This is a genomic window from Hymenobacter sp. (assembly GCF_031398885.1).
Lineage (GTDB): Bacteria > Bacteroidota > Bacteroidia > Cytophagales > Hymenobacteraceae > Hymenobacter.
This window is the reverse complement of the sequence record NZ_JANNOD010000084.1, coordinates 36,597-59,823: the sequence shown is the minus strand read 5'-3', so window position 1 is coordinate 59,823 and position 23,227 is coordinate 36,597. Positions and strand designations below refer to the sequence as shown.

Annotated in this window: 18 protein-coding genes and 1 pseudogene; 10 read left to right on the top strand and 9 right to left on the bottom strand. The window is 62.3% G+C overall.

Going from position 1 to position 23,227, the window contains the following annotated elements:
* Positions 1 to 116 precede the first annotated feature (116 nt).
* Together RMO51_RS16265 and RMO51_RS16260 are read left to right on the top strand one after the other, a co-directional pair.
* The gene (locus RMO51_RS16265) at positions 117 to 1,355 is read left to right on the top strand and encodes an ABC transporter permease (protein ID WP_310396370.1); all 1,239 of its coding nucleotides are present in this window, start codon (positions 117 to 119) and stop codon (positions 1,353 to 1,355) included.
* 147 nt (positions 1,356 to 1,502) lie between these two features.
* The gene (locus tag RMO51_RS16260; protein ID WP_310396368.1) at positions 1,503 to 2,303 is read left to right on the top strand and encodes a helix-turn-helix transcriptional regulator; all 801 of its coding nucleotides are present in this window, start codon (positions 1,503 to 1,505) and stop codon (positions 2,301 to 2,303) included.
* On the opposite strand, the gene mtaB is transcribed toward RMO51_RS16260, so the two are convergent.
* Both mtaB and RMO51_RS16250 read right to left on the bottom strand, forming a co-directional pair.
* Positions 2,300 to 3,634, bottom strand: a complete 1,335-nt coding sequence (mtaB, locus tag RMO51_RS16255; protein ID WP_310396366.1) for a tRNA (N(6)-L-threonylcarbamoyladenosine(37)-C(2))-methylthiotransferase MtaB — start codon at positions 3,632 to 3,634, stop codon at positions 2,300 to 2,302. The two genes, RMO51_RS16260 and mtaB, sit on opposite strands and share 4 nt — an antisense overlap.
* 81 nt (positions 3,635 to 3,715) lie before the next feature.
* Entirely contained in the window at positions 3,716 to 5,578 is a 1,863-nt protein-coding gene (locus RMO51_RS16250; protein ID WP_310396364.1) for an LTA synthase family protein, read from the bottom strand.
* A 245-nt stretch (positions 5,579 to 5,823) separates the two neighbouring features.
* Here RMO51_RS16250 and RMO51_RS16245 point away from each other — a divergent pair, with 245 nt between their 5' ends.
* Entirely contained in the window at positions 5,824 to 8,013 is a 2,190-nt protein-coding gene (locus RMO51_RS16245; RefSeq protein WP_310396362.1) for a glutamine synthetase III, read from the top strand.
* A 127-nt stretch (positions 8,014 to 8,140) separates the two neighbouring features.
* Here RMO51_RS16245 and RMO51_RS16240 read toward each other — a convergent pair whose 3' ends face one another.
* Entirely contained in the window at positions 8,141 to 8,716 is a 576-nt protein-coding gene (locus RMO51_RS16240) for a hypothetical protein (RefSeq protein ID WP_310396360.1), read from the bottom strand.
* A 176-nt stretch (positions 8,717 to 8,892) separates the two neighbouring features.
* Between RMO51_RS16240 and RMO51_RS16235 the strand changes: the two genes are divergently transcribed.
* Positions 8,893 to 9,267, top strand: a complete 375-nt coding sequence (locus RMO51_RS16235; RefSeq protein WP_310396359.1) for a hypothetical protein — start codon at positions 8,893 to 8,895, stop codon at positions 9,265 to 9,267.
* A gap of 29 nt (positions 9,268 to 9,296) precedes the next feature.
* Positions 9,297 to 9,848, top strand: coding sequence for a PAS domain-containing protein (locus RMO51_RS16230; protein ID WP_310396357.1), 552 nt, complete (start codon positions 9,297 to 9,299; stop codon positions 9,846 to 9,848).
* 167 nt (positions 9,849 to 10,015) lie between these two features.
* Here RMO51_RS16230 and RMO51_RS16225 read toward each other — a convergent pair whose 3' ends face one another.
* Together RMO51_RS16225 and RMO51_RS16220 are read right to left on the bottom strand one after the other, a co-directional pair.
* Complete coding sequence (locus RMO51_RS16225) at positions 10,016 to 10,624, bottom strand: thioredoxin family protein (RefSeq protein ID WP_310396355.1); 609 nt, start codon at positions 10,622 to 10,624, stop codon at positions 10,016 to 10,018.
* 72 nt (positions 10,625 to 10,696) lie between these two features.
* The gene (locus RMO51_RS16220; RefSeq protein WP_310396389.1) at positions 10,697 to 11,230 is read right to left on the bottom strand and encodes a TlpA disulfide reductase family protein; all 534 of its coding nucleotides are present in this window, start codon (positions 11,228 to 11,230) and stop codon (positions 10,697 to 10,699) included.
* Positions 11,231 to 11,401: 171 nt separating this feature from the next.
* Between RMO51_RS16220 and ispG the strand changes: the two are divergent.
* Both ispG and RMO51_RS16210 read left to right on the top strand, forming a co-directional pair.
* Positions 11,402 to 12,319: pseudogene (gene ispG, locus RMO51_RS16215) on the top strand ((E)-4-hydroxy-3-methylbut-2-enyl-diphosphate synthase); the annotation flags it as partial.
* Between the two features lie 112 nt (positions 12,320 to 12,431).
* Entirely contained in the window at positions 12,432 to 13,565 is a 1,134-nt protein-coding gene (locus tag RMO51_RS16210) for a flavodoxin-dependent (E)-4-hydroxy-3-methylbut-2-enyl-diphosphate synthase (RefSeq protein WP_409025050.1), read from the top strand.
* Between the two features lie 305 nt (positions 13,566 to 13,870).
* Here the strand turns inward: RMO51_RS16210 and RMO51_RS16205 are convergent, their stop codons facing one another.
* Complete coding sequence (locus RMO51_RS16205; RefSeq protein ID WP_310396354.1) at positions 13,871 to 14,335, bottom strand: nuclear transport factor 2 family protein; 465 nt, start codon at positions 14,333 to 14,335, stop codon at positions 13,871 to 13,873.
* An 80-nt stretch (positions 14,336 to 14,415) separates the two neighbouring features.
* Here RMO51_RS16205 and RMO51_RS16200 point away from each other — a divergent pair, with 80 nt between their 5' ends.
* From RMO51_RS16200 to RMO51_RS16190, 3 genes are all read left to right on the top strand, one after another.
* Positions 14,416 to 14,706, top strand: coding sequence for a hypothetical protein (locus tag RMO51_RS16200; protein ID WP_310396352.1), 291 nt, complete (start codon positions 14,416 to 14,418; stop codon positions 14,704 to 14,706).
* 77 nt (positions 14,707 to 14,783) lie between these two features.
* Entirely contained in the window at positions 14,784 to 14,957 is a 174-nt protein-coding gene (locus RMO51_RS16195; protein ID WP_310396350.1) for a DUF6728 family protein, read from the top strand.
* 11 nt (positions 14,958 to 14,968) lie between these two features.
* Entirely contained in the window at positions 14,969 to 15,319 is a 351-nt protein-coding gene (locus RMO51_RS16190; protein ID WP_310396349.1) for an MmcQ/YjbR family DNA-binding protein, read from the top strand.
* A 137-nt stretch (positions 15,320 to 15,456) separates the two neighbouring features.
* Here RMO51_RS16190 and RMO51_RS16185 read toward each other — a convergent pair whose 3' ends face one another.
* The 3 genes from RMO51_RS16185 to RMO51_RS16175 form a co-directional block, all read right to left on the bottom strand.
* Complete coding sequence (locus tag RMO51_RS16185) at positions 15,457 to 18,003, bottom strand: M14 family metallopeptidase (RefSeq protein ID WP_310396347.1); 2,547 nt, start codon at positions 18,001 to 18,003, stop codon at positions 15,457 to 15,459.
* Between the two features lie 260 nt (positions 18,004 to 18,263).
* A complete protein-coding gene (locus RMO51_RS16180; RefSeq protein WP_310396345.1) occupies positions 18,264 to 19,922 on the bottom strand; it encodes a T9SS type A sorting domain-containing protein in 1,659 nt (552 codons plus the stop codon).
* A 159-nt stretch (positions 19,923 to 20,081) separates the two neighbouring features.
* Positions 20,082 to 23,204: a class I tRNA ligase family protein gene (locus RMO51_RS16175; RefSeq protein ID WP_310396344.1), complete on the bottom strand. Its 3,123-nt coding sequence runs from the start codon at positions 23,202 to 23,204 to the stop codon at positions 20,082 to 20,084.
* Positions 23,205 to 23,227: the final 23 nt, after the last annotated feature.

Below are 23,227 nucleotides of genomic sequence, written 5' to 3'. Positions count from 1 at the left end.
TGGAAGGGAGTTAAAAGTTGAGAGTTAAAAGTTAAAATTCTACTCACATGCGCTTCAACTCTCAACTTTTAACTCTCAACTTTTAACTTTTAACTCCCTTTCTAACTCCCTTCCCCATGAGCCTCCTCGAAAGCATCCGTGAAGCCTTCCGCTCCATCCGCGCCAACCTGCTGCGCACGGTGCTCACGGCGCTCATTCTCAGCATCGGCCTGTTTGCGCTGGTGGGCATCCTCACCGGCATCGACGCGATGAAAAATTCATTGTCCGAAACCTTCGCTAGCCTCGGGGCCAATTCCTTCGAGCTGCACGCCAAAGGGTACAGCAACCGCGGCCGGCGCGGCGGGGTGCAGGCCAAGCAGTACGCCCCCATCAATTTTCTGCAGGCCAAGCAATACAAAACGGCCATGGGCGACGACGCCCAGGTCGGGATTTCGGCTTTCGTGGCCGGGGCCGTGGAAATGAAAGCCAATGGCACCAAAACCAACCCCAACATGCAGGTGGTGGCCGGCGACGAAAACTACCTGAAAATCCAGGGCTACAACCTGACCGCGGGGCGCACCTTCTCGCAGGCCGAGCTCAACAGCGGCGCCAACGTGCTGATAGTGGGCGACGAAATTCGCCTCAAGCTCTACCCCAAGCAAAGCCCCGTGGGCAAGTACGTGGCCGCCCTGGGCCGGCGTTTTCTCATCGTGGGTCTGCTTGAAAAAAGCGGCAGCGGCATGGGCGGCGGCGGCTCCGACCGCCTGGCCCTGCTGCCGCTCGAAACCGGCAACCAGATGCCCCGCCAGCGCGCCCTCACCTACGACATCAAAACCGCCACCGACCAGATGGGCACCCTCAGCTTCCTCATGGGCCAGGCCACCGGCGTGATGCGCGCCGTGCGCCAGGACAAGCTGGGTCAGGAAGACAGCTTTGTGGTAGAAAGCAGCGAGTCGCTGGCCGCGGATTTGGACGCCATTTCGGGCAAAGTGCGGGCCGGGGGCAGCATCATGGCTTTTATCACGCTGCTCGGGGCCAGCATTGCCCTCATGAACATCATGCTGGTATCAGTGACGGAACGCACCCGCGAAATCGGTATTCGCAAGGCGCTGGGGGCTACGGCGGTACAAATCCGTCAGCAGTTTCTCATCGAGGCCATTGTCATTTGCCTGTTGGGCGGCACCCTCGGTATCGTCCTGGGCGTGCTGGGGGGCAACGGCGTGGCCAAGTTTGTCGGCTCGGGCTCTTTCCTGGTGCCCTGGGTGTGGATGATAGTCGGCCTGGTCATTTGCGTGGGGGTGGGGTTGGCATCGGGCTACTACCCCGCCAGCAAAGCCGCTGCCCTGGACCCCATTGATTCCTTGCGCTACGAATAGCCGCCCCGCCTTAGCTCCATGCAGCGAGGCGCGGGACCGCCCCGGCCGCGGCGGGCCCGGTTGGCCAAGCAGCTGTTTCGCGGTTTGTACCCGGCGGCCGAGCTCATTTTCTATACATTTGCGCATCTACTCATTTGTGCAAGTCTTATGGTTGCCCCGCCAATTGTTCCCATCGACCAACGCTTTGCCCAGCTCATCCAGCAGTTTGGGTTGACTAAAAACGCCTTTGCCATGTCGTTGGGCAAGACGGCCAGCGTGGTGCAGCACCTCATCGACGGCCGCAACAAGCCGGGCTACGACCTGCTCTGCCGCATCTTTGAGATATACCCAAATGTGTCACGCGACTGGCTATTGCTGGGCCGGGGCCCGATGCTGGTGGGCGGCGAGCTAACGCCGAAACCTCCCGTACTGCCCGTTGTGGCGGCGCCCGAGTTGCCGCTGGAGCCCATTGATTTGACCGATGTGGCGGCGCCCTCTTCCCGCCGAACCGCGCCCGGCGTGGCGGGTACCCGGTTGCAGCCCGGCGAAATTGCGGCCGCCTTGGCCTTGGCAGCCGCGGCCACCCAGCCTGCCCGCGCGGCCGTGGCCGCCGCTGCCGACGAGGTGCTCACAGCATCGGCAGCAGCAGCTTCCATTCCCGAAATCAACGCTCCAATGGCTCCTGCTGCGCCGCATGCCAACGGCTCCGCCGCAGCGCCTGCGGCCCCGGCGCCGGCCGCCCCCTTCCCAACGGCCGAGCCCGCGGCGCCGCTGTCGGCAGCTTCCGCAGCGCCCGTTGCTTCGGCCAGTACCTCCAGTATCTCCCCCGAAACCTTCGTGGCGGCCGCGCTCCACGCCCAGCACCTGCAGCACCAGTTGGCTTTGGCCGAATTGCGCAATCAGCACCTGGAGCAGCAGCAGCAGATGCTGCGCGAGATGCTGGCCATGGCCCGCCAAGCCATGGTTTAGGTCAGAATGCCCACTTCCTCGGCTTCCATTAGCCCCGAGGCGTTTACCCCGGCCAGGCGTAGCGTTTTCGTTTCGCCCACCAGCAGCGGGTCGTACTTCACGGCCACCCGGATGTAGTTGGGGGTGAAGCCCTCCACGCGGCCCCCGGTCACGTCGTCTTCAAAGAGCACGTCGGTTTCCAGGCCCAGGTGCTGCTCGTAGAAATGACGCTTCTTTTTCTCCGACAAGCTGCGCAGCTGGGTGGTGCGGGCGTGCCGCACCCGGTCTTGCACCCGGCCGGGCAGGGTGGGGGCCAGGGTGTCGGGCCGTTCGGAGTAAGGGAAAACGTGCAGGTAGCTGATGGGCAGCTCGTTGAGGAAATTGTAAGTGTCCAGGAAATCAGCGTCGGTTTCCCCCGGAAAGCCCACAATCACGTCCGCGCCGATGCAGGCGTGCGGCATCAGCTCCTTGATGCGCGCCACCCGGCCGGCGTACTGCGCCCGGCGGTAGCGGCGGCGCATCAGCCCCAGGACTTTGTCGGAGCCGCTTTGCAGCGGGAGGTGGAAGTGCGGCATGAACCGGGCCGAAGCCGCGACAGTCTCCAGTATCTCGTCGGTCAGCAAGTTGGGCTCGCAGCTGCTGATGCGGAAACGGCGAATGCCGCTCACCCCATCCAAAGCCGTCACCAGCCCGGTGAAGTCTTCGCGCCGCTCGCGCCCGGGGCCCTGCAGGCCGAAATCGCCCAGGTTTACGCCGGTGAGGACGATTTCCTTCACGCCGCTGGTGGCCAGCTGTTTGGCGCGGGCCACCACGCTGGCGATGCTGCCCGAGCGGCTGCCGCCCCGGGCCAGCGGGATGGTGCAGAACGAGCAGGAATAGTCGCAGCCGTCCTGCACCTTGAGGAAGGTGCGGGTGCGGTCGCCGAACGAGTGGGCGGCGTGAAATTCCGTGGCGGTGGCAATGGGCGAGGCGTGCACCCGGCCCGGCTCGCCGGCGGCGGGCTTGCGGAAATCAGCCAGGAGGTCCACCAGCTGAAACTTCTCGGCCGCCCCCAGCACGGCGCTCACGCCGGGAATGCCCGCAATTTCCTGGGGCTTGAGTTGCGCGTAGCAGCCCACGATGGCCACAAACGCCTCGGGGTTGTGCTTCAGGGCCTGCTGCACCACCTTCCGGCACTTGCGGTCGGCGTGGTCGGTGACGGAGCAGGTATTGATAACGTACAAGTCAGCGCCAGCTTCAAAGGGAATTTTCTGAAAGCCGCGCTCTTCAAACTGCCGGCCAATGGCCGACGTTTCGGAAAAGTTGAGCTTGCAGCCAAGGGTGTAAAAGGCAACGGATTGGGGGACGGGCATAGCCCCGCAAAGGTACGGTTGGGGGCGGTTAGTCGGGCGCTGGTAAGGCCGAAAAGCGTTTATTTCAGCAATCCGCCGCGGTTACTTACGGGCAAAATCCCGCAGCGAAACCTGCTCCATGGCCTTCCCCAGCTGCAGCTGGGCCTCGGGTACGGTGGCGTCGCGCTCCCACACCCGCCGGCTCACGTTGTCGAACGAGACGGCCCCGGCGGGCGCCACCGTCCCAAAGCCGTCGTTGTAGCAGTAGTACGCGAACGAGGCGGGGTGGGGCGCCAGCAAGTCGCGGCTCCAGGTAAAATCGTTGGCGGGCAGGCGGAGCTGCCGCAGCAGCGTGGCCACCACGTCGGTCTGCGAGCCAATGACGGGCACCACCCGGCCGCGCGCCGCCGGCTTCAGGGCCCCCCCCGCCAGCAGCAGCGGAATGTGGAACTTGGCCGGGCTCTGCAAAGCCGAAGCGCCCGGTTGCTGGTGGCCGTGGTCTGCCACCAGCACCAACAGGGTGTGGGCGTACCACGGCTGCTGGCGGGCCGCCGCCAAAAACTGGCCCAGCGCATAATCGGTGTAGTGCACCGAGTTGCGGAACAAAGCCGCTTCGGTGGCGCCGGTGAACCGAGACTTCATCGGCACGTCAAACGGCTCGTGGCTGCTGAGCGTGAAGGCCGTGACAAAAAACGGCTGGGGCTGCCGCGACAAGTCGGCCAACACGCGGGCGAAGAGCGCGCCGTCGTGGGCGCCCCACTTCGAGTTCTGGTCGGCCGTGGCAAAATCATTCCGTTCGACGAGGTGCTCGTAGCCCGCCGTCTGCAGGTAGCTCTTCATGTTGGCAAAGTTGAGCTCGCCGCCATAGTAGTAGCGCGAGTGGTAGCCCGCCGCCGCCAGCGCGCGGCACAGGTGCGGCAAATGCTGGTTTTTGCGCGGGAACCGGATAATGCTGGTCGTGGGCTGGTTGGGATAACCGGAAAGCAGCGCCACGAGGCCCTTCTGGCTGCGGTCGCCGGCGGCGTAGATGTTGCGGAACAGAATGCCCGTCCGAGCCAGGCTGTCGAGCGTGGGCGTCACGCCCACTTCACCGCCCACGCTGCCCACCAGCTTGGCCGTAAAGCTCTCCAGGATAATAAATACCACGTTGGGCCGGGGCTCCGCCAGCACGGAGGCCGTGGAGTCGGGCCGGGGCGGGGCCCCCACGGCCCGGGGGTAGAGGCCCGTCACCAGGCGCCGGGCCGCGCTGTCGGGCATGAACGGGGCGGGCTCGCTTTCATCGGCCCGCAGGCGCAGCGTGTTCATCAGGTTCCAGGGCGCGTTCAGGGCGGCGTGGTTGGCAAAGGCAATGCGCGAGAAATACACCTCGCTCTGGTTTACCGGAATTTGCTGGGTGCCGCCGCGCAGGGGCACTATCAGCAGCACCGCGTACAGCAGCCCGGCCAGGGCGGCCCGGCCGCGGCCAAACCAAACCGGCAGCGGCTGCAACGGCCCCACCACCACCCGGTACATAACCCAACTGCTGGCGAGCAGCGCCAGCAGCAGTGCCAGCAGCAAGCCCAGCGGCGCACTCGCGGCCGAAGCCGCCGCCTCCAGGGGGGAATTCAGGTATTGGAGCGGGGTATCGTCCAGCCGAAAGCCCCACACCCGGTACAGCTCCAAATCCGCCGTCATCAGCAGGGCCAGCACGGCCGCCACGGCCGCGGAATACACATTAAGAAACCCCCCAAGCGGCAGTTGAGGCCGCCAGGCATTGGCCACAAACGCCAAAAAAGGCAGCAGGCACACGTAGGCAGCGGCCGAGGCGTCGAGGCGGAACCCGTAGTAGAACGTCCCCAGCAAGGTTTCGAGGGGCAGCTTCGGCATGGCGGCGTGCTGGTATCCCAAAAAGAAGCCGCGGCCCAGCCCAAAAAATAGCAGCCAAAACAGAAAGTAGCGCGGCTGAAACGCAAAACGGTTTTTCACCGGGCAAAGGTAGTTGGTTGTGAAATGACCACTAAAAGATAAACAAGAGGTAATCGTTGGGAGAATATTATCCTAATTTCTCCGACGGGTCTTTTATTCGAAGGGGGCGTTACTCAAAAGTTGTTATTTTGCGAAAAACCACCTGATAATTTGGAGTGGTCCAGGCAATAATTCCAAACGTGCTCTATATTTGCCCTTGTTCATAACAGCTGTTCATTTTAACTCCCCGCCCGGTTTCCACCCTTATGGCCATTCTCCGCTTTAAAGCCCTAGAACTCGTCAATCAGCGCCGTCCCATTACCGTGGTGCCAGCCGCCGCGCGTCGCTCCGACAGCTTTGGGCAGAGTGTGTTCAACCTGGAAGCCATGCGGGCCAACATGCCCGGGGAGTATTTCAAGAAGCTGCAGGGCGCCATTAAGCAGGGCGCCACGGTCGAGCGCAACGTGGCCGACGCCGTGGCTTCGGCCATGAAGACCTGGGCCATGGCCAAGGGCGCCACCCACTACACCCACTGGTTTCAGCCCCTGACCGGCTCCACCGCCGAGAAGCACGACTCCTTTTTTGACCTCAACTCCGACGGTCGGCCGATTGAAAGCTTCAAGGGCTCGGCGCTGGTGCAGCAGGAGCCCGACGCGTCGTCGTTCCCGAACGGCGGCATCCGCAACACGTTTGAAGCCCGCGGCTACACCGCCTGGGACCCCACCTCGCCCGCGTTCATTATTGAGACGGTCGGCGCCAAGACGCTTTGCATTCCCACGATTTTTGTGGCTTACACCGGCGAGGCGCTCGACTACAAGGCTCCCTTGCTTAAGTCGTTGGCCGTGCTGGAAAGGGCGGCTCTGGAAGTGTGCCAGTACTTTGACAAAGACGTGAGCCGCGTGAATACCACGCTGGGAATTGAGCAGGAGTACTTTTTGGTTGACAAGGCCCTGTACGACGCCCGGCCCGACCTGGTGCTGACCGGCCGCACGGTATTCGGCCATTCCCCGGCCAAGGGCCAGCAGCTGGACGACCATTACTTTGGCTCGATTCCGGCGCGGGTGCACGGCTTCATGTTGGAGTTTGAGGAAGAAGCCAACCTGCTCGGCATCCCGCTGCGCACCCGGCACAACGAGGTGGCCCCGAACCAGTTTGAGTGCGCCCCGACTTTCGAGGACGCCAACCTGGCCGTGGACCACAACCAGTTGCTCATGGACGTGATGGACCGCGTGGCCGAGCGCCACAACTTCAAGGTGCTGCTGCACGAGAAGCCCTTTGCCGGCGTGAACGGCAGCGGCAAGCACAACAACTGGGCAATGAGCACCGACACCGGCGTGAACCTGCTCGCGCCCGGCCGCCGCCCCAAAGAGAACCTGCAGTTCCTGGCCTTCTTCATCACCACCATTCAGGCCGTGCACCGCTACGCCGACCTGCTGCGCGCCAGCATCGCCTCGGCCAGCAACGACCACCGCCTGGGCGCCAACGAAGCCCCGCCGGCCATTGTGTCGGTGTTTGTGGGCTCGATGCTGGACTCGGTGCTGGATGAGCTGGAGCGCACCGCCAAGCTGCCGCTCGACAAAGGCGACAACATTTACCTCAAGCTCGGCATCGACAAGATTCCGGCCATTCTGCTCGATAACACGGACCGCAACCGGACCTCGCCGTTTGCCTTTACCGGCAACAAGTTTGAGCTGCGCGCCGTGGGCTCGTCGGCCAACTGCTCGTCGGCGATGACGGTGCTCAACACCATCGTGGCCAACCAGCTCATCGACTTCAAAACCTCAGTGGATGCGCTGATTGAGCAGGGCAAGAAGAAGGAAGTGGCCATTGTGGAGGTGCTGCGCGAGTACGTCATCAGCTCCAAAAACATTCGGTTCGAAGGCAACGGCTACTCCGACGAGTGGAAGGAAGAGGCGGCCCGCCGCGGCCTGAACAACATCGCCACCACGCCCCAGGCCCTCGATGCGCTGGTGCGCGCCGACGCCGCCGAGCTGTTTTCCCGCCACGGCATCTTTTCCGAAGTGGAGCTGCACGCCCGTCACGAAATCCTGCTGGAGGAATACCAAAAGAAGATTCAGATTGAGAGCCGCGTGCTCGGCGATTTGGCCATCAACCACATCATCCCCACGGCGCTGGCCTACCAGACCAAGCTGGTGAACAACGTGCGCGGCCTGCGCGAGCTCGGCCTCGACGACGAGCACAGCGAGGTGACGGTGGAAATGATTAAGGCCATTTCCCGCTACGTCTCGACCATTAAAACCAACGCCGACGCCATGACGGAGGCGCGCAAGCAAGCCAATAAAATCGAAGACCCCCGCGCCCTGGCGGTGGCGTACTGCGAGGAAGTGAAACCAAAATTCGACCCCATCCGCCGCGCCGTTGACAAGCTCGAGCAGATGGTGGCCGACGAGGACTGGCCCCTGGTGAAGTACCGCGAACTGTTGTTCAGCCGGTAAGTCGCGGGGGGCGGAATCGGGTCCGGTGTTGGGTGGGAATTCTCGCCGCGCCCCGGTTTTGAAAGAGGTATCTCCATGAGGTGCCTTTTTTTGGAAGACGGCCGCAAACGATTGCGGAATTTTTTGCTCAGTTGTCTTTTCCAATAATGGGCGCTGCTGCTCCGGCGGGGCTTTTTGGCTTGCTGCCGGCGGGTGCGCCCAGCAACAGCGGCAGGCGGGGCGTAAGGTCGTCTTCGTCGTTTTCCAGCACTTCGGCGCTGGTGCCGGGGTCGGGCACCAGCATTTTCCAGGTGGCGCGGCGCAGCTCGTCCAGCCGGCCGAGGTTCTCGCCCACGGTGGCGTTGGCTTTGAGGCGGGCGAACAAGCCGCTTTTGTTGCCGGCCGCAATTAGCTTCTCAATGACGAAGGGCAGGACCCAGCCCACCACGTTGGAGGCCAGCGCGCCGCGCAGGCCCAGGCGTACCAGCAGGCGCACGGTCATCTGCTCCACGAGAAGGGCGCGGGCGGCCGGCAGGGCCTTGTCGGCCAGGAAATCCGCCACCAGCTTCAGGTTGCCTTTTTCGACTTCGGCGCGCAGCACGTCCTGCACCGCATCGAGGGCGCGGGCGGCCAGTTGGCGGAACAGGCGGCCGGTTTGCCAGGCGGCCAGCCCGGTGAGGCGGGCGGCCCCAACCAGGGCGGGAATGAAACGGGGCGTTTTCACGAAATTCAGTATTTATCCGGGTGAATTGACGGCCCGCAACGGAACGGGAGGCCGTAATCTTGGGTTTGGGGAATAAGTGTGGACCGGAGAGCTTGCGCCGCGCGCGGTGGCCGGCGCCGGGTCTTTAACGCCACTCTGGCCCTTATTGCGGCTCGCCGGGCCGTTTTTGTTTCTGCATGTCTGACTTGCTGCTGGATATAAACCTACAACAACTGCCCGACGATTATTTCGTGGGCGACTGGCAAGTGGCCAGCCGGGTGCTCAACCGCAACGCGGCCACCACGCCCTTGGCGCGGGCCAGCCGCTTGGTGCTCACACCGGAAGCGCTGGAAACCCGCGTGCCGGACAATTCCGGCCATCAAGCCGAAGCCGGCAGCTGGGCCGTGATTCGCGACGAGCTGATGAACCGCCCGTACCTCAGCTTTAGCCTGCCCGAGGAAGAAACCCGGGCCCTGGTCACGCGCCTCCGCCGCTCCCTCGACGGCCTGAGCAGCCAGTTGAATCTGTATTTCAGTTCTGGCATGGAAATGCAACTCAACCGCGCCTTTTAATTTTCTTCCGAATCCCGCTTTTTTTGTTCGTGAGCATTCCTTTTCCCGCAAACTCCTCTCCCGCCGCGGCCCAGCCCGAGGCGGCCGCCCACGGCCTGGTGGGGCCCGAGCAATTCACGTTTCTGGCCGACATGATTCCGCAGTTGGTTTGGATTACCGACAACGCCGGTTTTCACACTTATTTCAATCAGCGCTGGATTGAATTTACGGGGTACACGCTGGCCGACAGCGTGGGGCCCGACACGTGGAACAACCTGTTGCACCCCGATGACCGCACCCGCGCCCGGCAGGTGTGGGGCCACTCCTTGGCCACGGGCGATGACTACAGCATCGAGTACCGCTTCAAAGCCCGGGACGGTTCCTACCGCTGGTTTCTGGGCCAGGCCCTGCCGCGCTGCGCCGCCGATGGGCAGATTATTGCTTGGTTCGGCACCTGCACCGACATCCAGGAGCAGCGCCAGCTCCGCGAGCAACTGGAAGTTGCCTACTCGGACCTGGAAGCCAAGGTGGTGTTTCGAACCCTCGACCTGGAACGTGAGGTGGCGACGCTGCGCCAGCAAGCGGGTGAGCAGCAGGTCTAAACGAAGCTTTTTGCCCGACGTACAGTGCACGCCAGCCAATCGACCGTAAGCGGAAAACATTCCACGCTATAAAAAGAAACGTCCTGCCAATTCAGCAGGACGTTTCTTTTTATGAATTCACGGCCCAATGTGCACACCACCGGCGCCTCACCACGTGGTGCGGAGCATTACGCCTGTTTCCACTTGATGGTGCAGCCAATGGCTTTGGTGGCACTGGTGGAAGGGGATTTGCCAGCCATAATTTCGGTCATGGCATTCTCCACGTATCTGGTTTTCACCGCGCTGGCGTCTTCCGAATTGTCGTCGATGGCGCCGATGTAGGACACCACGAAATCATTGCCCTTGCGCGTGAGCACGTAGAGGTGGGGCGTGCGGGTGGCGCCGTACATTCTGGCTACTTGCTGCGACTCGTCGAGCAAATAGGGAAAGGCGTATTTCTTGGTTTGCATGGCGGCATAGGAGTCGCCGGGGGCCACAATGGGGTCGTTGGGGTTAATGGCCACCACGGGGAAGCCTTGCGGGGCGTACTTCTTATTCAAATCCACGATGCGGCTTTCGTAAGCTTTGGCGTAGGGGCAGGTGTTGCAGGTGAACACCACAATGTAGCCTTTGGCGGCCTTGTTGTCGGCCAGCGACACCATTTTGCCATCCACGTTTTTCAGCTTGAAATCGGCGACTTTATCGCCCACTTTGTAGCCTTCGGCCGTGGGGCGGGCACTGAAGCTACTGAGCATCAGCGCGAAGCAGAGGGAAAGGAGCGACAGGAGCTTGTTCATGGCGAAAGAGGGTTGTTAGTGGTTGGAGAAAAGAAAACAGCAGGCCAGCCCGCTGTTGGTAAGCTTCGGAAGTTACAGAAATTTCTGCAGGGCGGCGGTTAGCGCGGACTGGGAAAGCTCTTGCTCGAATGTAGCGCGCTGCTTGGTCTTATTGTTAAAAATCAGCGTGAAAGGCAGCGCCCCGGACCATTTCGCGTCCACCTTATTCAGCCAGGCATTAGGGTCGGTTTCGTTGAGCAGCACCACCTCGGATTTCAAGCCGCGCTGCTTCACAAAGGGCTTTACCTTCTTGTCCAGCTGGGAGGCGTAATCGAGACTAATCAAGAGCACCTTCACTTTCTTGTCCGCATTCGCGAGGCGCACCTGCTCAAAGCTGAGCAGCTCTTTCACGCAGGGCGCGCACCACGTGGCCCAGAAATTTACCACATACGTGGTGTCAGTGGGCTGCGCGAGGCGCTTTTGCAGCGCAGGGAACTTGATAACGGCCACACTCTGGCCGAAGCCAAGGTGCGACGCCAGCAACAGACCGAGCCCAATTACTACGGATTTCGGAAGCAACATAGTAGCTGAATAGTAGCTGATAAATGGACGAACGCTCGCCCGCACCAAAGATGAAAGGTAATGAGAGGGAAAAGGCAGCCGGGTAAACGTATGTCTTGGGCCAAAGACAGCAAAGCCCGGCCAGAAGTTGCGGCCCCGCGCGGCAGGGCCCCACCCCAAGCGCTTTACCTTTGCACTGCGGCGCAACTTTCGCCTTCCTCCCCTAGTTTTTGGGTTATGAACAAAACGTATTGCCCCAGCCTGACCGAGTACAAGCGCCGCGTGGCCCGCGTGGTAAGCATCGGCGACGTGCCGCTGGGTGGTGACCACCCCATCCGGGTGCAGAGCATGACCACCGTGGATACCATGGACACCCTGGGCTCGGTGGAGCAGACGCTGCGCATGGTGGCGGCCGGCTGCGAGTACGTGCGCATCACAGCGCCCAGCATGAAGGAGGCTCAAAACCTGCTGGAAATCAAGAAAGAGCTGCGCAAGCGCGGCTGCACCGTGCCGCTGATTGCCGACATCCACTTCACGCCCAATGCCGCCGAGCTGGCCGCCCGCATCGTGGAAAAAGTGCGCGTGAACCCCGGCAACTACGCCGACAAAAAGAAATTCGAAGAAATCGAGTACACCGATGCCACCTACGCGGCCGAGGTGGAGCGCATTCGCGAGCGGTTCCGGCCGCTGGTGAAGATTTGCAAGCAGTACGGCACGGCCATGCGCATCGGCACCAACCACGGCTCGCTGTCCGACCGCATCCTGAGCCGCTACGGCGACACGCCGCTGGGCATGGTGGAGTCGGCCCTGGAGTTCCTGCGCCTGTGCGAAGAAGAAAGCTACTACGACGTGGTGCTGAGCATGAAGGCCAGCAACACCCAGGTGATGGTGCAGGCCTACCGCCTGCTAGTGCAAAAGCTGGACGAGGAAGGCCTGCAGCCCTACCCGCTGCACCTGGGCGTGACCGAAGCCGGCGAGGCGGAAGACGGCCGCATCAAGTCGGCCGTGGGCATTGGCACGCTGCTGGAGGACGGCCTGGGCGACACCGTGCGCGTGAGCCTGACGGAGGCGCCGGAGGCGGAGGCGCCCGTGGCCAAGATGCTGATTGACCGGTACGCGAACCGGGCGGAGCTGGCGCGGCCCATCGCGCCGCTCACCTCACCCCCCGGTCCCCACACCCGCGGAGAGGGGGTGCCCGGCGATTACGTTCTGGCGTATTCATGCTACCCCGCTCCCCGGGGGTGGGGGGCCCCCCTCCGTTCGTGTTGTGGTTTCTGGGGGCCCCCCCACGCGGGGGGTGCGGGGGCCGGGGGGTGAGGTGAACGGGGAGGGCGACCTCTCCCCGATAAACCCCTTCCAGTACTTCCGCCGCGTCACCCGTGAAGTTGCCAACTTTGGCGGCGCCAACGTGCCGCGCGTCATCGCGGACCTTTCGCGCCTGCGGAGCCTGGAATACGCCGACCTGCGCGCCGCCGGGCAGCTGTATTCGCCGTTTCTTGACAAGTTTCAAATGTCAGACTTGGGCGCCGACTACATCTACACCGGGCAGGTGCCGGCCCCGTTCATGCTGCCCAACGGCCTGAAGGAAATCGTGGATTACAGCGCCTGGCGCGACGCCGGCCACCGCGTCGATCATTACCCCGTGCTCACGCAGGCTGAATATGCGGTTGCCGCAGCAAAGCACCCGACGCTGAATTTCGTGTTCCATAACTTGGCCTCGCTCACCGCCCCGGCGCTGGACCAATTGCGCGGGGATGGCACGGTGGTCGTAATTCTCTACACCGGAAACGCCCACGCCATGCCGGAAATCCGGCGGGCATTCTTTGAACTGATGAATGCGGGCGTGGCTTGCCCCGTCGTTATCAACCGGCAGTTCCCAGCCTTGCGTGACGAAGAAACTCAGCTTTACGCCGCCACCGACAGCGGTGGGCTGCTGCTCGACGGCCTGGGCGACGGCATCGTGCTGAGCACCGAGCTGCTGCCCGAGCGCCCGAAAGCCGAGTGGCTCACCACTATCGACGGCCTCAACCAGCTTTCGTTCGGCATCCTGCAGGCGGCGCGCACCCGCATGAGCAAGACCGAATACATCAGCTGCCCCAGCTGCGGCCGCACCTTATTCGACTTGCAGGAAACCACGGCCATGATTCGCAAGCGCACCGACCACCTCAAGGGCATCAAAATCGGTATTATGGGCTGCATCGTGAACGGCCCCGGCGAGATGGCCGATGCCGACTACGGCTACGTGGGCGTGGGCAAGGGTAAAATCTCTCTCTACCGCGGCCAGGAAGTCATCAAGAAATCGGTGCCCGAAGAAGCAGCCGTGGATGAGCTGATTGAGCTGATGCGCGAGGACGGCCGCTGGATTGAGAAGGAAGTGGTGGAGGAGCCGGTGGGGGCGTAAGGTAAGGCTCTGAACAAATCAGCGTATCTGTTCAATGGAAGATAATAACTTAAGATGCCGCGTTTGCGGTCTTACACACCATGATTTCCCTTGGGGAGCGGATGGGAAAACCCCGAGTTTCGAAATTTGTGTATGCTGCGGAACTGAGTTTGGGTACGAAGACTATCAGTTGGATTCAATTCGTAAAGCCAGAGCAGAATGGATAGCCGATGGAGCTAAATGGGCTAGGTCAAGTTTGAAGCCTATTGGATGGAAGCTAGGGGAACAAATTGATGCTATACCCAAATTATTTTGGTAAGTAAAGTCTACTGACACTTCTCTTTGCGGCGCGTGTCGATAACGTGCGCAATTTTCCAGCCGTCGGCCAGCTTCACTAACTGGAACGAGTTGTAGCCGCAGTGGCTGAAGGTGCCGCCGAAGTAGAACTCGTAGGGCGTCCAGACGCTGGCCAGGTTGGCGTCGACTAAGATACTGGCGAAGGTGATGCGCTCATCCCAGACTTTGGGGTGTGGCGAACCCACAGCTTTCAGGAAGTCCAGCGGGTTTTCGGGGGCGACTTTGGTAACGCCGGCTTTGATGGCAATGGTGTGGAACACGGCGCCAGGGGCCAAGGTGCGGCGCACGGCGGTGCTGTCGCCCTGGCGCATGCCCTCGAAAAAAGCGGTGATGGTTTTTTTAACGTCGGCGGTTTGGGCGGCGGCCGTTTGGGCGTGGGCGTCAGTGGCAGCCAAAATAACCAAGAGGGCGAAAAGGACGATAATGCGCTGCATCAGGTGCGAGGAATAAATATGAAAAAAGCTGAGGAGCGGGCCCGCAAGTTGCGCGGGGCTGGATATAGCTTTGTGGCCGCATGATACCAACGACTTTCCATACCGCTCTCGCGGCGCAATTTCAGACGGAAGGATTCGCGGTGCTGCCGGGCTTTTACGGGCCGGTGGAGGTGGCAGCGATGCTGCAGTGCCTCGAATCGGCGCCGGCGGGCGGGGCCATGCTCATGCGGCCGCTGCTGCTCCACGCCTTGCACCGCAGCACCGGCGAGCAGCCGCGCCGGGTGGTGCATTTGGAGTGCGCCGCGGTAAATTTGCCGGCCCCGCTGCAGTGGCGTGAGCGCATGAAAATGACGCGTTTATCCGGGGTGTAAAGGACCAAATACTTTGGTTCCGCCAAATCATTCTGATGCCCCGGGTGTTGTATTTCTAAATCCAAACCTGCCTCGCCATGAACGGTAAAAACCTCTTTAATTTCGGCCCTGTCCTCGGTTATTACTTCCGCGGCAAAGACGCCAACCGCAAATCCAACTTCAACATGAAGACCATGCACTTCATCAATAAGCTCAGCTTGGCGATGTTTCTGGTGTGTTTGGTCGTGATGCTGTTCCGCTACGTGCTGTAGCTCCGTGCCCGATGAACATTGAGGATTTTCGCGATTACTGCCTGGCCAAGCCCGGCGTGACCGAGGAAACGCCGTTCGGTCCCGCAACCCTTGTGTTCAAAGTGGGCGGCAAGATTTTCGCCCTCACCGACATCGATACCTTTGGCAGCATCAACCTAAAATGCGACCCCGAGCGGGCCGTAGAATTGCGCGAAGCCCACGACTACGTGCTGCCCGGTTTCCACATGAATAAGAAGCACTGGAACACGGTGCTCGTTGGCACGGGGGCTTCCATCAGTCAGCTTCGCGCGCTCATCGACCATTCGTATGAGTTGGTGCTGGCCTCGCTGCCCAAAGCTGCTCGGGTGATATTGGAGCAATAGAGTAAATACGGAGAACGTCATGCTGAGCGAAGTCGAAGCATCTCTACCGCAATACTAATTCTTATTAGTTGCGCGTTAGTGTTGATTCGACTTCGCTCAGCATGACGTTCCTTTTCGCCTGTTATTGGCCAGTTATATTACTGCCCCACCAGGAACACGGCGTTGCCGAAGAGCAGCTTGCCGCCTTGCCAAAAGGCGCGGAACAGGGGGTTGTCGCCCAGGTAAACTACCTGGCCGCGGCCCAGGTCCTGGGTGCCCACCACGAAGGTGTCGGCCAGCTCCTTGCGGGCCTTGGCGCCGATGAAGCCGGAGGAGTAGCTGTCTTTTTTGATGACGCCCACGTTCCAGCCGCCCTTGCCCAAGAAGCGGTAGTTGAGTGGGGCGCGCACCAGCGAGAAGTAGGTGTCGCCGTAGCCGAAGGCCAGCGGGTGGGTGTTGTCGAGCTGCACGCGGTACACGCTGCCTTGCACCACTTCTTCGGCTTCCTCGCGCTCGGAGTCGCCGTAGCGGCGCAGGGCGCGGTAGGGGTTGGTCTTTTCGGCTTTTTTGATGGCGACCGAGTCGGCGGCTTTGGTTTTGAGGAGGAAGTCTTTTTTGTTGGATAAAAACTTTGCGGCGCCTTCCAGGGCAATGAGCTTGCCGCCGTCGCGCACCCAGGCCTTGAGGTTGTCGAGGGCTTTTTCGGGGTACACGTCGCCGTAGCTGCCGTTGGGCAAAATCAGAACGTCGTATTTGTTCATCGACACGCGGCTGAGGTACTCCGTGCCCAGCACCGCCACCGGGTAGCCGAGCTGCTGCTCGAAAAAGTGCCACACCTCGCCAAACGCCGTGGCGTCGACGCCCGGGCCGGCCACCACCGCCACGGTGGGCTGCTTCACGAAGTGCACGGTGCCCGAGCCCAGGTCGCGCCCGCTGGTGGCGAAACCGGATTTCACGGCCGTGACCACCGTGCCGGCCGAGTCGGCCTGGGCCCGCACCAGTTGGTCGAACCGGGCGCCCATGGCCTCGTTGCCGGTACGGGTGATGACGAGCGTGCCGGGCGCGTACTGCTGGCCTTCGGATTCGAAGGCCTTTTCGGCGTAGCGCACCTTCACTTTTTGCTGGAGCAGGCGGCTCAGGAAACGCACGTCCTGCAGGCTGTTCCAGCGGGCGATGTAGGCGTAGGGGCGCTCGGCGGGTGCGGCGGCGCTGCCCCGCACCATGGCGGGCGCGGGGGCCGGGCCGGCGGCGTCGAGGCGGCCGGGCAGGGCGCAGGCTTTCAGGCCAAACGCGTAGGGCAGGGCCCACGAGGTGATGTCGTAGGTGAGCGAGTCTTCGAGTTGGGCGCGGGGCTCAAACAGCACTTTCACCAGCGTGGACTTGGGCTGGTACATGCTCACCACCACGTCGCGGGGCTCGATTTGTACCGTTTCGGTTTTGCCGGAGATGTAGTTGTAGCCGCGGGCTTTGGTCCGCTTCGGGGCGAAGCCGTAGCGGATTTGGTTGCGGTCGAGGTACTGGGTGAAGGCCCGGAGCTGGCCGGGGTCGTTGCCGGCCGACAGCACGTAGGTTTTGTATTCGCCCTGGGGCTTGGTGCGGGCGGTGGTAAAGTACGCCTGGAACTCGCGCAGCAGGTCGTCGTGCCGCTCCGCCGTGGCCTGGATGGTGGCGCGGCTGGCGGCGTGGTGGTGGGCAATGCGCTGGCCCAGGGTCAGGGTGTCGCCGTCGAGGCGGGCGTAGGCCACGCCGGCCGGGCCGCCGCCGCCCTGCTCGTAGGTCATGCCGATGGCGCCGTTGAAGGTCGGCCAGGTGTCGCCGTAGGTGGGGGCGAATAAATCGTAGGTTTCGCGGGTGAAATACAGCCAGTTGTTCTTGTCGAAGGCCACCTTGTTGTAGTCGCCCAGGATGTTCTGAAACTGGCGCTGCCAGGGGGTGATGTCGGCGTGGAAGGGCTTGGCGGCGGGGGAGAAGTAGTAGGTGTTGTTGGGCCCCATTTCATGGAAGTCGGCGTGCACGGCCGGCAGCCACTGGTTGTAGAGGGCAATGCGACTCTTGGACTCGATTTGGGTTTGCCAGGCCCAGTCGCGGTTCAGGTCGAAGTAGTAGTGGTTGTAGCGGCCGCCGGGCCAGGGCTCGTGGTGCTCCCAGGAGTCGGGCTCGGCGTTGGTGGACTGGCTGCGCACGCGGTTGTACCAGTTGGCGTAGCGGTCGCGGCCGTCGGGGTTCACGCAGGGGTCCACGATGACGACGGTGTTCTTGAGCCAGTCCTGCATTTGCTGGTCCTGGGGGTTGGCCAGGTCGTAGAGCACCTGCAGCACGGCTTCCGACGACACGGCCTCGTTGCCGTGCACGTTGTAGCTCAGCCAGCACACGGCCGGCTGCTGGCGCTGGCCGGTGCCGGATTCCAGGCCCGCCAATCGGAGGTTGTTGTGGCGCACGTCTTCCAGGCGGCCAAAGGTTTCGGCGCTGGCCACCTGCACCACTGCCAGCGGCCGGTGCTCGTAGGTGCTGCCGTAGCGCACCAGCTTCATGCGGCTGGGCGTGTGGGCCACCACGTGGTCCACGTAGCGCAGAATCTCGGCGTGGGTGGTGAACTGGGAGCCGAGCGGGTAGCCCAGAAACTGCGCTGGGGTGAGCAGGGCGCCGGTGGTGGCAGCCGCTCCCTGCGCCCAACCAGTGACCGAAGTCAGCAAGCTCAATAGCACAAGCAGCCAAGCTCGCAAGGCTACCACTTGATGGGATTGGCGAAAGTATGAAACGAGTGACGGCATCAAAAAAAAGTTGAGGTAATAGAGGTTTGGAGGGTAACCTAATGGCCACAAAGATGCAGCAAGGAAAGCCAGTCTGGGCTGGCTAAAACGGCCAGCATCAAAACAGAAAATGAGCAGTTCACCCGAGGAAGCTTGTGGTGTAAAAAAAAGACCTGCCGATGGGAGCAGGTCTTTTTTTGGGGCGGAGCACAGCCTTATTTCACCACGAGTCGAGTGGTCCAGTGCTGGCCGTCGGGGGCGCTGGCCGCCACCACGTACACGCCGGAAGCCAAGTTGGCAAGAGCAAGGGTAGCAGTGGCGGGGCGGCGGGTCACGCGCCCCAGCACGTCGGTAATGGTCAGTTGGGTGCCGGCGGGGAGGACCGGCAGCACTACGGCCTCGGTGGTGGCGGCGGGGTTGGGGTAGAGTGCCAACGGAAGGGCCGCCCGGGCGGCCTTAGTGGCCGTGAGCACGCTGCCCAGATGAGCCACGAAAAAGTTGCCGGGCGACGCGTTTTGGCTGGCGACGGCCTGCGTGCCAAACAAGCCTGCTCCGCCCACTACCCCGCCCACGGCCAAGCGGTTGGTGCCGTCAAGCGAGATGAAAAAGGGGGCTTCGTCGCCGGTGCCGGCGGTTTGCTGGGTCCAGCGGAGCGCGCCGGTGGCGGAATAGCTCGCCACCAGTCCGTCGAGTCCGCCCGCCCCGGTGAGGGTGGTGGTGCCTACCGTGCCCTGGCCGGAATAGTGGCCCGCCACGTAGATGTTGCCCGCCGCATCGGCGGTTGCGCCCCGGAAAGCGGCTCCTTGCGCGGCGCCGATGCCCCGGACCCAGGCCGTGGCCCCGGCGGCCGGCTCCACCACCCACAAGAAGCCCGTGGTGGTGCTGGTGGCCGGTACCGACTGCCCACCGAACGTGCCGGTTCCCGTCACGAAGCCCGGCACCACCACCCGGCCGCTGGCGTCAAGGGTCGTGCGGCCCGCGAAGTCCTCGCCGGCGCTGCCGGCGCGCTGAATCCAGAGGGGCGTGCCCTGGGGGTCGTATTTCACTACTACGGCGTCGAAGCCGCCGAAGCCGGTGGGCATGGGCACGCTGCCAAAGTCGCCCGCGTCGGGGTTGCAGGTCCAGGTGAGGTAAGCGGTGCCGGTGGGCTCGACGGCCAGGCTGCTGTAGTACAGCTGGGACTGGGCCCCGGCCGGGGCCAGGGTGCGGCCGCCCTGCTGGGCCCACAGCGGAATGCCCTGCGGCGAGACTTTCACCAGAAACTGGTCAAACGTGAAGCTGGTGCCAACAAAGGGCGTGGTGAGGTTGAAGCTGCCAAAGGTGGCTTCGAGCCCAAAAGTGCCGCTGACGTAGGCGTTGCCCGCCGCGTCGAGGGCCAGGTCCGAGGCCAGTGCGAACGGGGTGCCGCTGCCAATCTCATCCACGTTCAGCACCTGGCCCTGGGAATTGAGGTGCGCCAGGACGAGCGAGTTGCCGAAGCCGCCGTTGGTGAACGTGACGGTGCCGAAGGTGCTGCCATCGCTGGCCGTGCCCACCACCGTCACGCCGCCCGCGGCGTCGGTCGCCACTTGCTGGAACAATTCATTGGCCGTGCCCGCCAGCTGGCGCGACCACAGCAGGGCGCCGGCCGCGTCGTATTTGGCCACAAAGCCGTCCTGGCCGCCCGCGCTGGTGAGCACGGTGCCCGGGGCCAAGGTAATGGGTTGGGTGAAGCTGCCCGCTACGTAAGTGTTGCCGGCCGCATCGGTGGCCAGAGAGGTGGCGTTGGAAGTAGCGCTGCTGTTGAGCATGCGGGCCCAGGTCCAAGCCGGGGCGCTTTGGGCCTGCGCGCCGAGCGGGAAGGCCGTAAAAAGAAGTGGTAGAAGCTTTCTCATGAAAAAAATAGGGAAAAAATGAACGTGTAAATATACCCGGATAGCTGCCCGGATAGCTATTCGCCCCGCATCATTTCACTTTTTATCTAAAAATCATTAGGAAGCAAAAAGCCCGCTGCAATTGCAGCGGGCTTTTGGGGCTGTAAGGCGGTTAGTGCTTTACACCACCACGTTCACCATCCGGCCGGGTACTACAATTACCTTCTTCGCCGACTTCCCCTCGCCGAACCGCGCCAGGAAATCCGAGCCCAGCACGGCGGTTTCTATTTCGGCGCCCGTAGCGGCGGCAGCAAATTGCATCTGCTCGCGCACCTTGCCGTTGATGGCAATCGGATATACTACGTTGTCCTCCGCGAGGTATTCCTCGCGGAACTCCGGGTAGCGCGCGGTGCTCACGCTGCCGGCCGCGTGGCCCAGCTCCTGCCACAGCTCCTCGGCCAGGTGCGGCGCGTAGGGCGAGAGCAGCAGCACTAGCGGCTCCAGAATAGCGCGCTTGTGGCAGTTGAGAGCCGTCAGCTCGTTCACGGTAATCATGAACACGCTGACCGAGGTGTTGAAGCTGAACTTGTCAATGTCTTCCTGTACCTTTTTGATGGCTTTGTGCAGGGCCTTCAACTCGGCGGGCGTGGCGGGCTCGTCGGTCACGGCGAGGTCGCCGTCCTCGGGGTGGAAGAGGCGCCAGAACTTCTTGAGGAAGCTGCTCACGCCGCTGATGCCGTTGGTGTTCCAGGGCTTGTACTGCTCCAGCGGGCCGAGGAACATTTCGTAGAGCCGCAAGGCGTCCGCGCCGTATTTGCCAATTAGTACGTCGGGGTTGACGACGTTGTATTTGGACTTCGACATTTTCTCTACTTCAGGAGTAGTCAAAAAGAGGTCAGGTCTCTCACTTTTATTTGCTCCTGAAAAATAAGTAAAATTGCTTTCGTCGTTCACATAATATCCATTATTGACTACGAAAATCTTATTACTTGAGTCATTATTCTTATTACTTGCGTACAGGCCGAGTTTTAAAAAACCGTTTGCATCACCTGATACGAACTGAACATATTCGATATCAATACGCAATTGCCGATGTCGGTCATCGCCAACCAAGCTGTCCTTGCGCGAATAGTTAGCACTATAGAATACTTGCCCATTTGAAACGGGTACTTGGATTTGACCTTGTCCAGGAATTAAAATGAATGGTGAATCTGCTGCTCCTGGAGTGGCTGTTACCACCTGAGAGACCCCTAATATCATCCCTTGGTTAATCAGTTTCTGGAATGGCTCATTGCCACTGACCAGCCCCAAATCCTTCAAAAACAAATACCAGAAACGGGCATACAGCAAGTGGCCGGTTGCGTGCTCGGCGCCGCCCATGTAGAGGTCCACGGTGCCCCAGTATTGCTCGGCTTCTTTGGATACGAAGCGGGCTTCGTTGGTGGGGTCCATGTAGCGGAGGTAGTACCACGACGAGCCCGCCCAGCCGGGCATGGTGCTCAGTTCGTAGGGGTACTGGTTGCGGTAGAGCCAGTTTTGGGCGCGTCCGAGGGGCGGCTCGCCGGTTTCGGTGGGCCGGTACTCGCTGATTTCGGGCAGCACCAGCGGCAGGTCGCTTTCGGCGATGCCATAGGCGGTGCCGTCCTTGTAATAAATCGGGATGGGCTCGCCCCAGTAGCGCTGGCGGCCGAAAATGGAGTCGCGCAGGCGGAAATTGACCTTGCCGCGGCCCAGGCCTTTTTCTTCGAGGAAGGCAATGAGCTTGGCCGTGGCCTCCTGGTAGGTGAGGCCGTTGATGATGCCGGAGTTGATGTAGCGGCCTTCCTTGGTGGGGTCGGCTTGCTGGTCCAGCCCCTGCTGGGCGTCGGAAATGGCGGGGATGGGCAGGCCGAACTGCTGGGCAAACACGTAGTCGCGCTGGTCGCCGCTGGGCACGGCCATCACGGCGCCGGTACCGTAGCCGGCCAGCACGTAGTCGGCCAGCCAGATGGGCACGGGCGCGTTGTTGACCGGGTTCAGGCCGTAGGCGCCGGTGAAGACGCCCGACACGGTTTTGGTATCAGCCATGCGGTCGCGCTCCGAGCGGCGCTTGGTGGCAGCGATGTACTCGTCGACGGCCGCGCGCTGGCCGGGCGTGGTGATGGCGTCAACCAACTCGTGCTCCGGAGCCAAAACCAGGAAGGTGGCCCCGTAAATGGTGTCCACGCGGGTGGTGTATACTTTGATTTCGTGACCTGATAAGCCTTGCGAGGCCGAGGAAGCCACGTCAGGAGTCGAGGAGGCCACGTCAGAAGCCTCGGAAGGCACGTCAGAAGCAGCGGACGTGGTGGCAACAGCGTCGGAAGCCGCGGCAACAGCAGCGGCCGGGGCGTCAACGGCAGCGGATGGCTTGGTGGGCAGCGCGAGAGCCGGGCCGGCCAGCACCGGAAACGTGACTTCGGCTCCGATGCTGCGGCCTATCCAGTTGCGCTGCATCTCCTTCACGGCATCGGGCCAGTCGAGGGTGTCGAGGCCGGCCAGGAGGCGGTCGGCGTAGGCGGTGATGCGCAGGTTCCACTGGGGCATGAGGCGGCGCTCGACGGGGTAACCGCCGCGCTCGCTCAGGCCGTCCTTCACCTCGTCGTTGCTCAGCACCGTGCCCAGGCCGGGGCACCAGTTCACGTAGGTGTCCTGCTGGTAGGCCAGGCGGTAGGAGTGGACCGCCGCCAGCCGCTGGTGCTCGGTGAAGAGCTGCCACTGCCCGGCGGTGAACACCTGGCGCTCGGCCTCGTCGCCGGCCGCGCGGATGCCCTCGCTGCCGCGCTCCTTGAAGCGGGCCGTCAGCTCGGTCAGCGGCTCGGCGCGGTCGGTGTCGAGGTTGTACCAGGAGTTGAACAGCTTGAGGAAAATCCACTGCGTCCACTTATAGTAGCTGGCGTCGGAGGTGCGGATTTCGCGGCTCCAGTCGTAGCTGAACCCCAGGCTGCTGAGCTGCTTGATGTAGGTGTCGATGTTCTGCTCGGTGGTGAGCGCCGGGTGCTGCCCGGTCTGGATGGCGTACTGCTCGGCCGGCAGGCCGAAAGAGTCAAACCCCATGGGATGCAGCACGTTGAAGCCTTGCAGGCGCTTGTAGCGCGTCACGATATCGGAAGCAATGTAGCCCAGCGGGTGCCCCACGTGCAGCCCCGCCCCGGACGGGTACGGGAACATGTCGAGCACGTAATACTTGGGCTTCTCGGAGTGGTTGTGGGCCTGGAAAGTGCGGTGCGCCTTCCAGTGGGCCTGCCACTTCTTTTCGATTTCTTCGGGGCGGTATGCGGGCATCTTGCGCGGAGTTTATTCCGGCA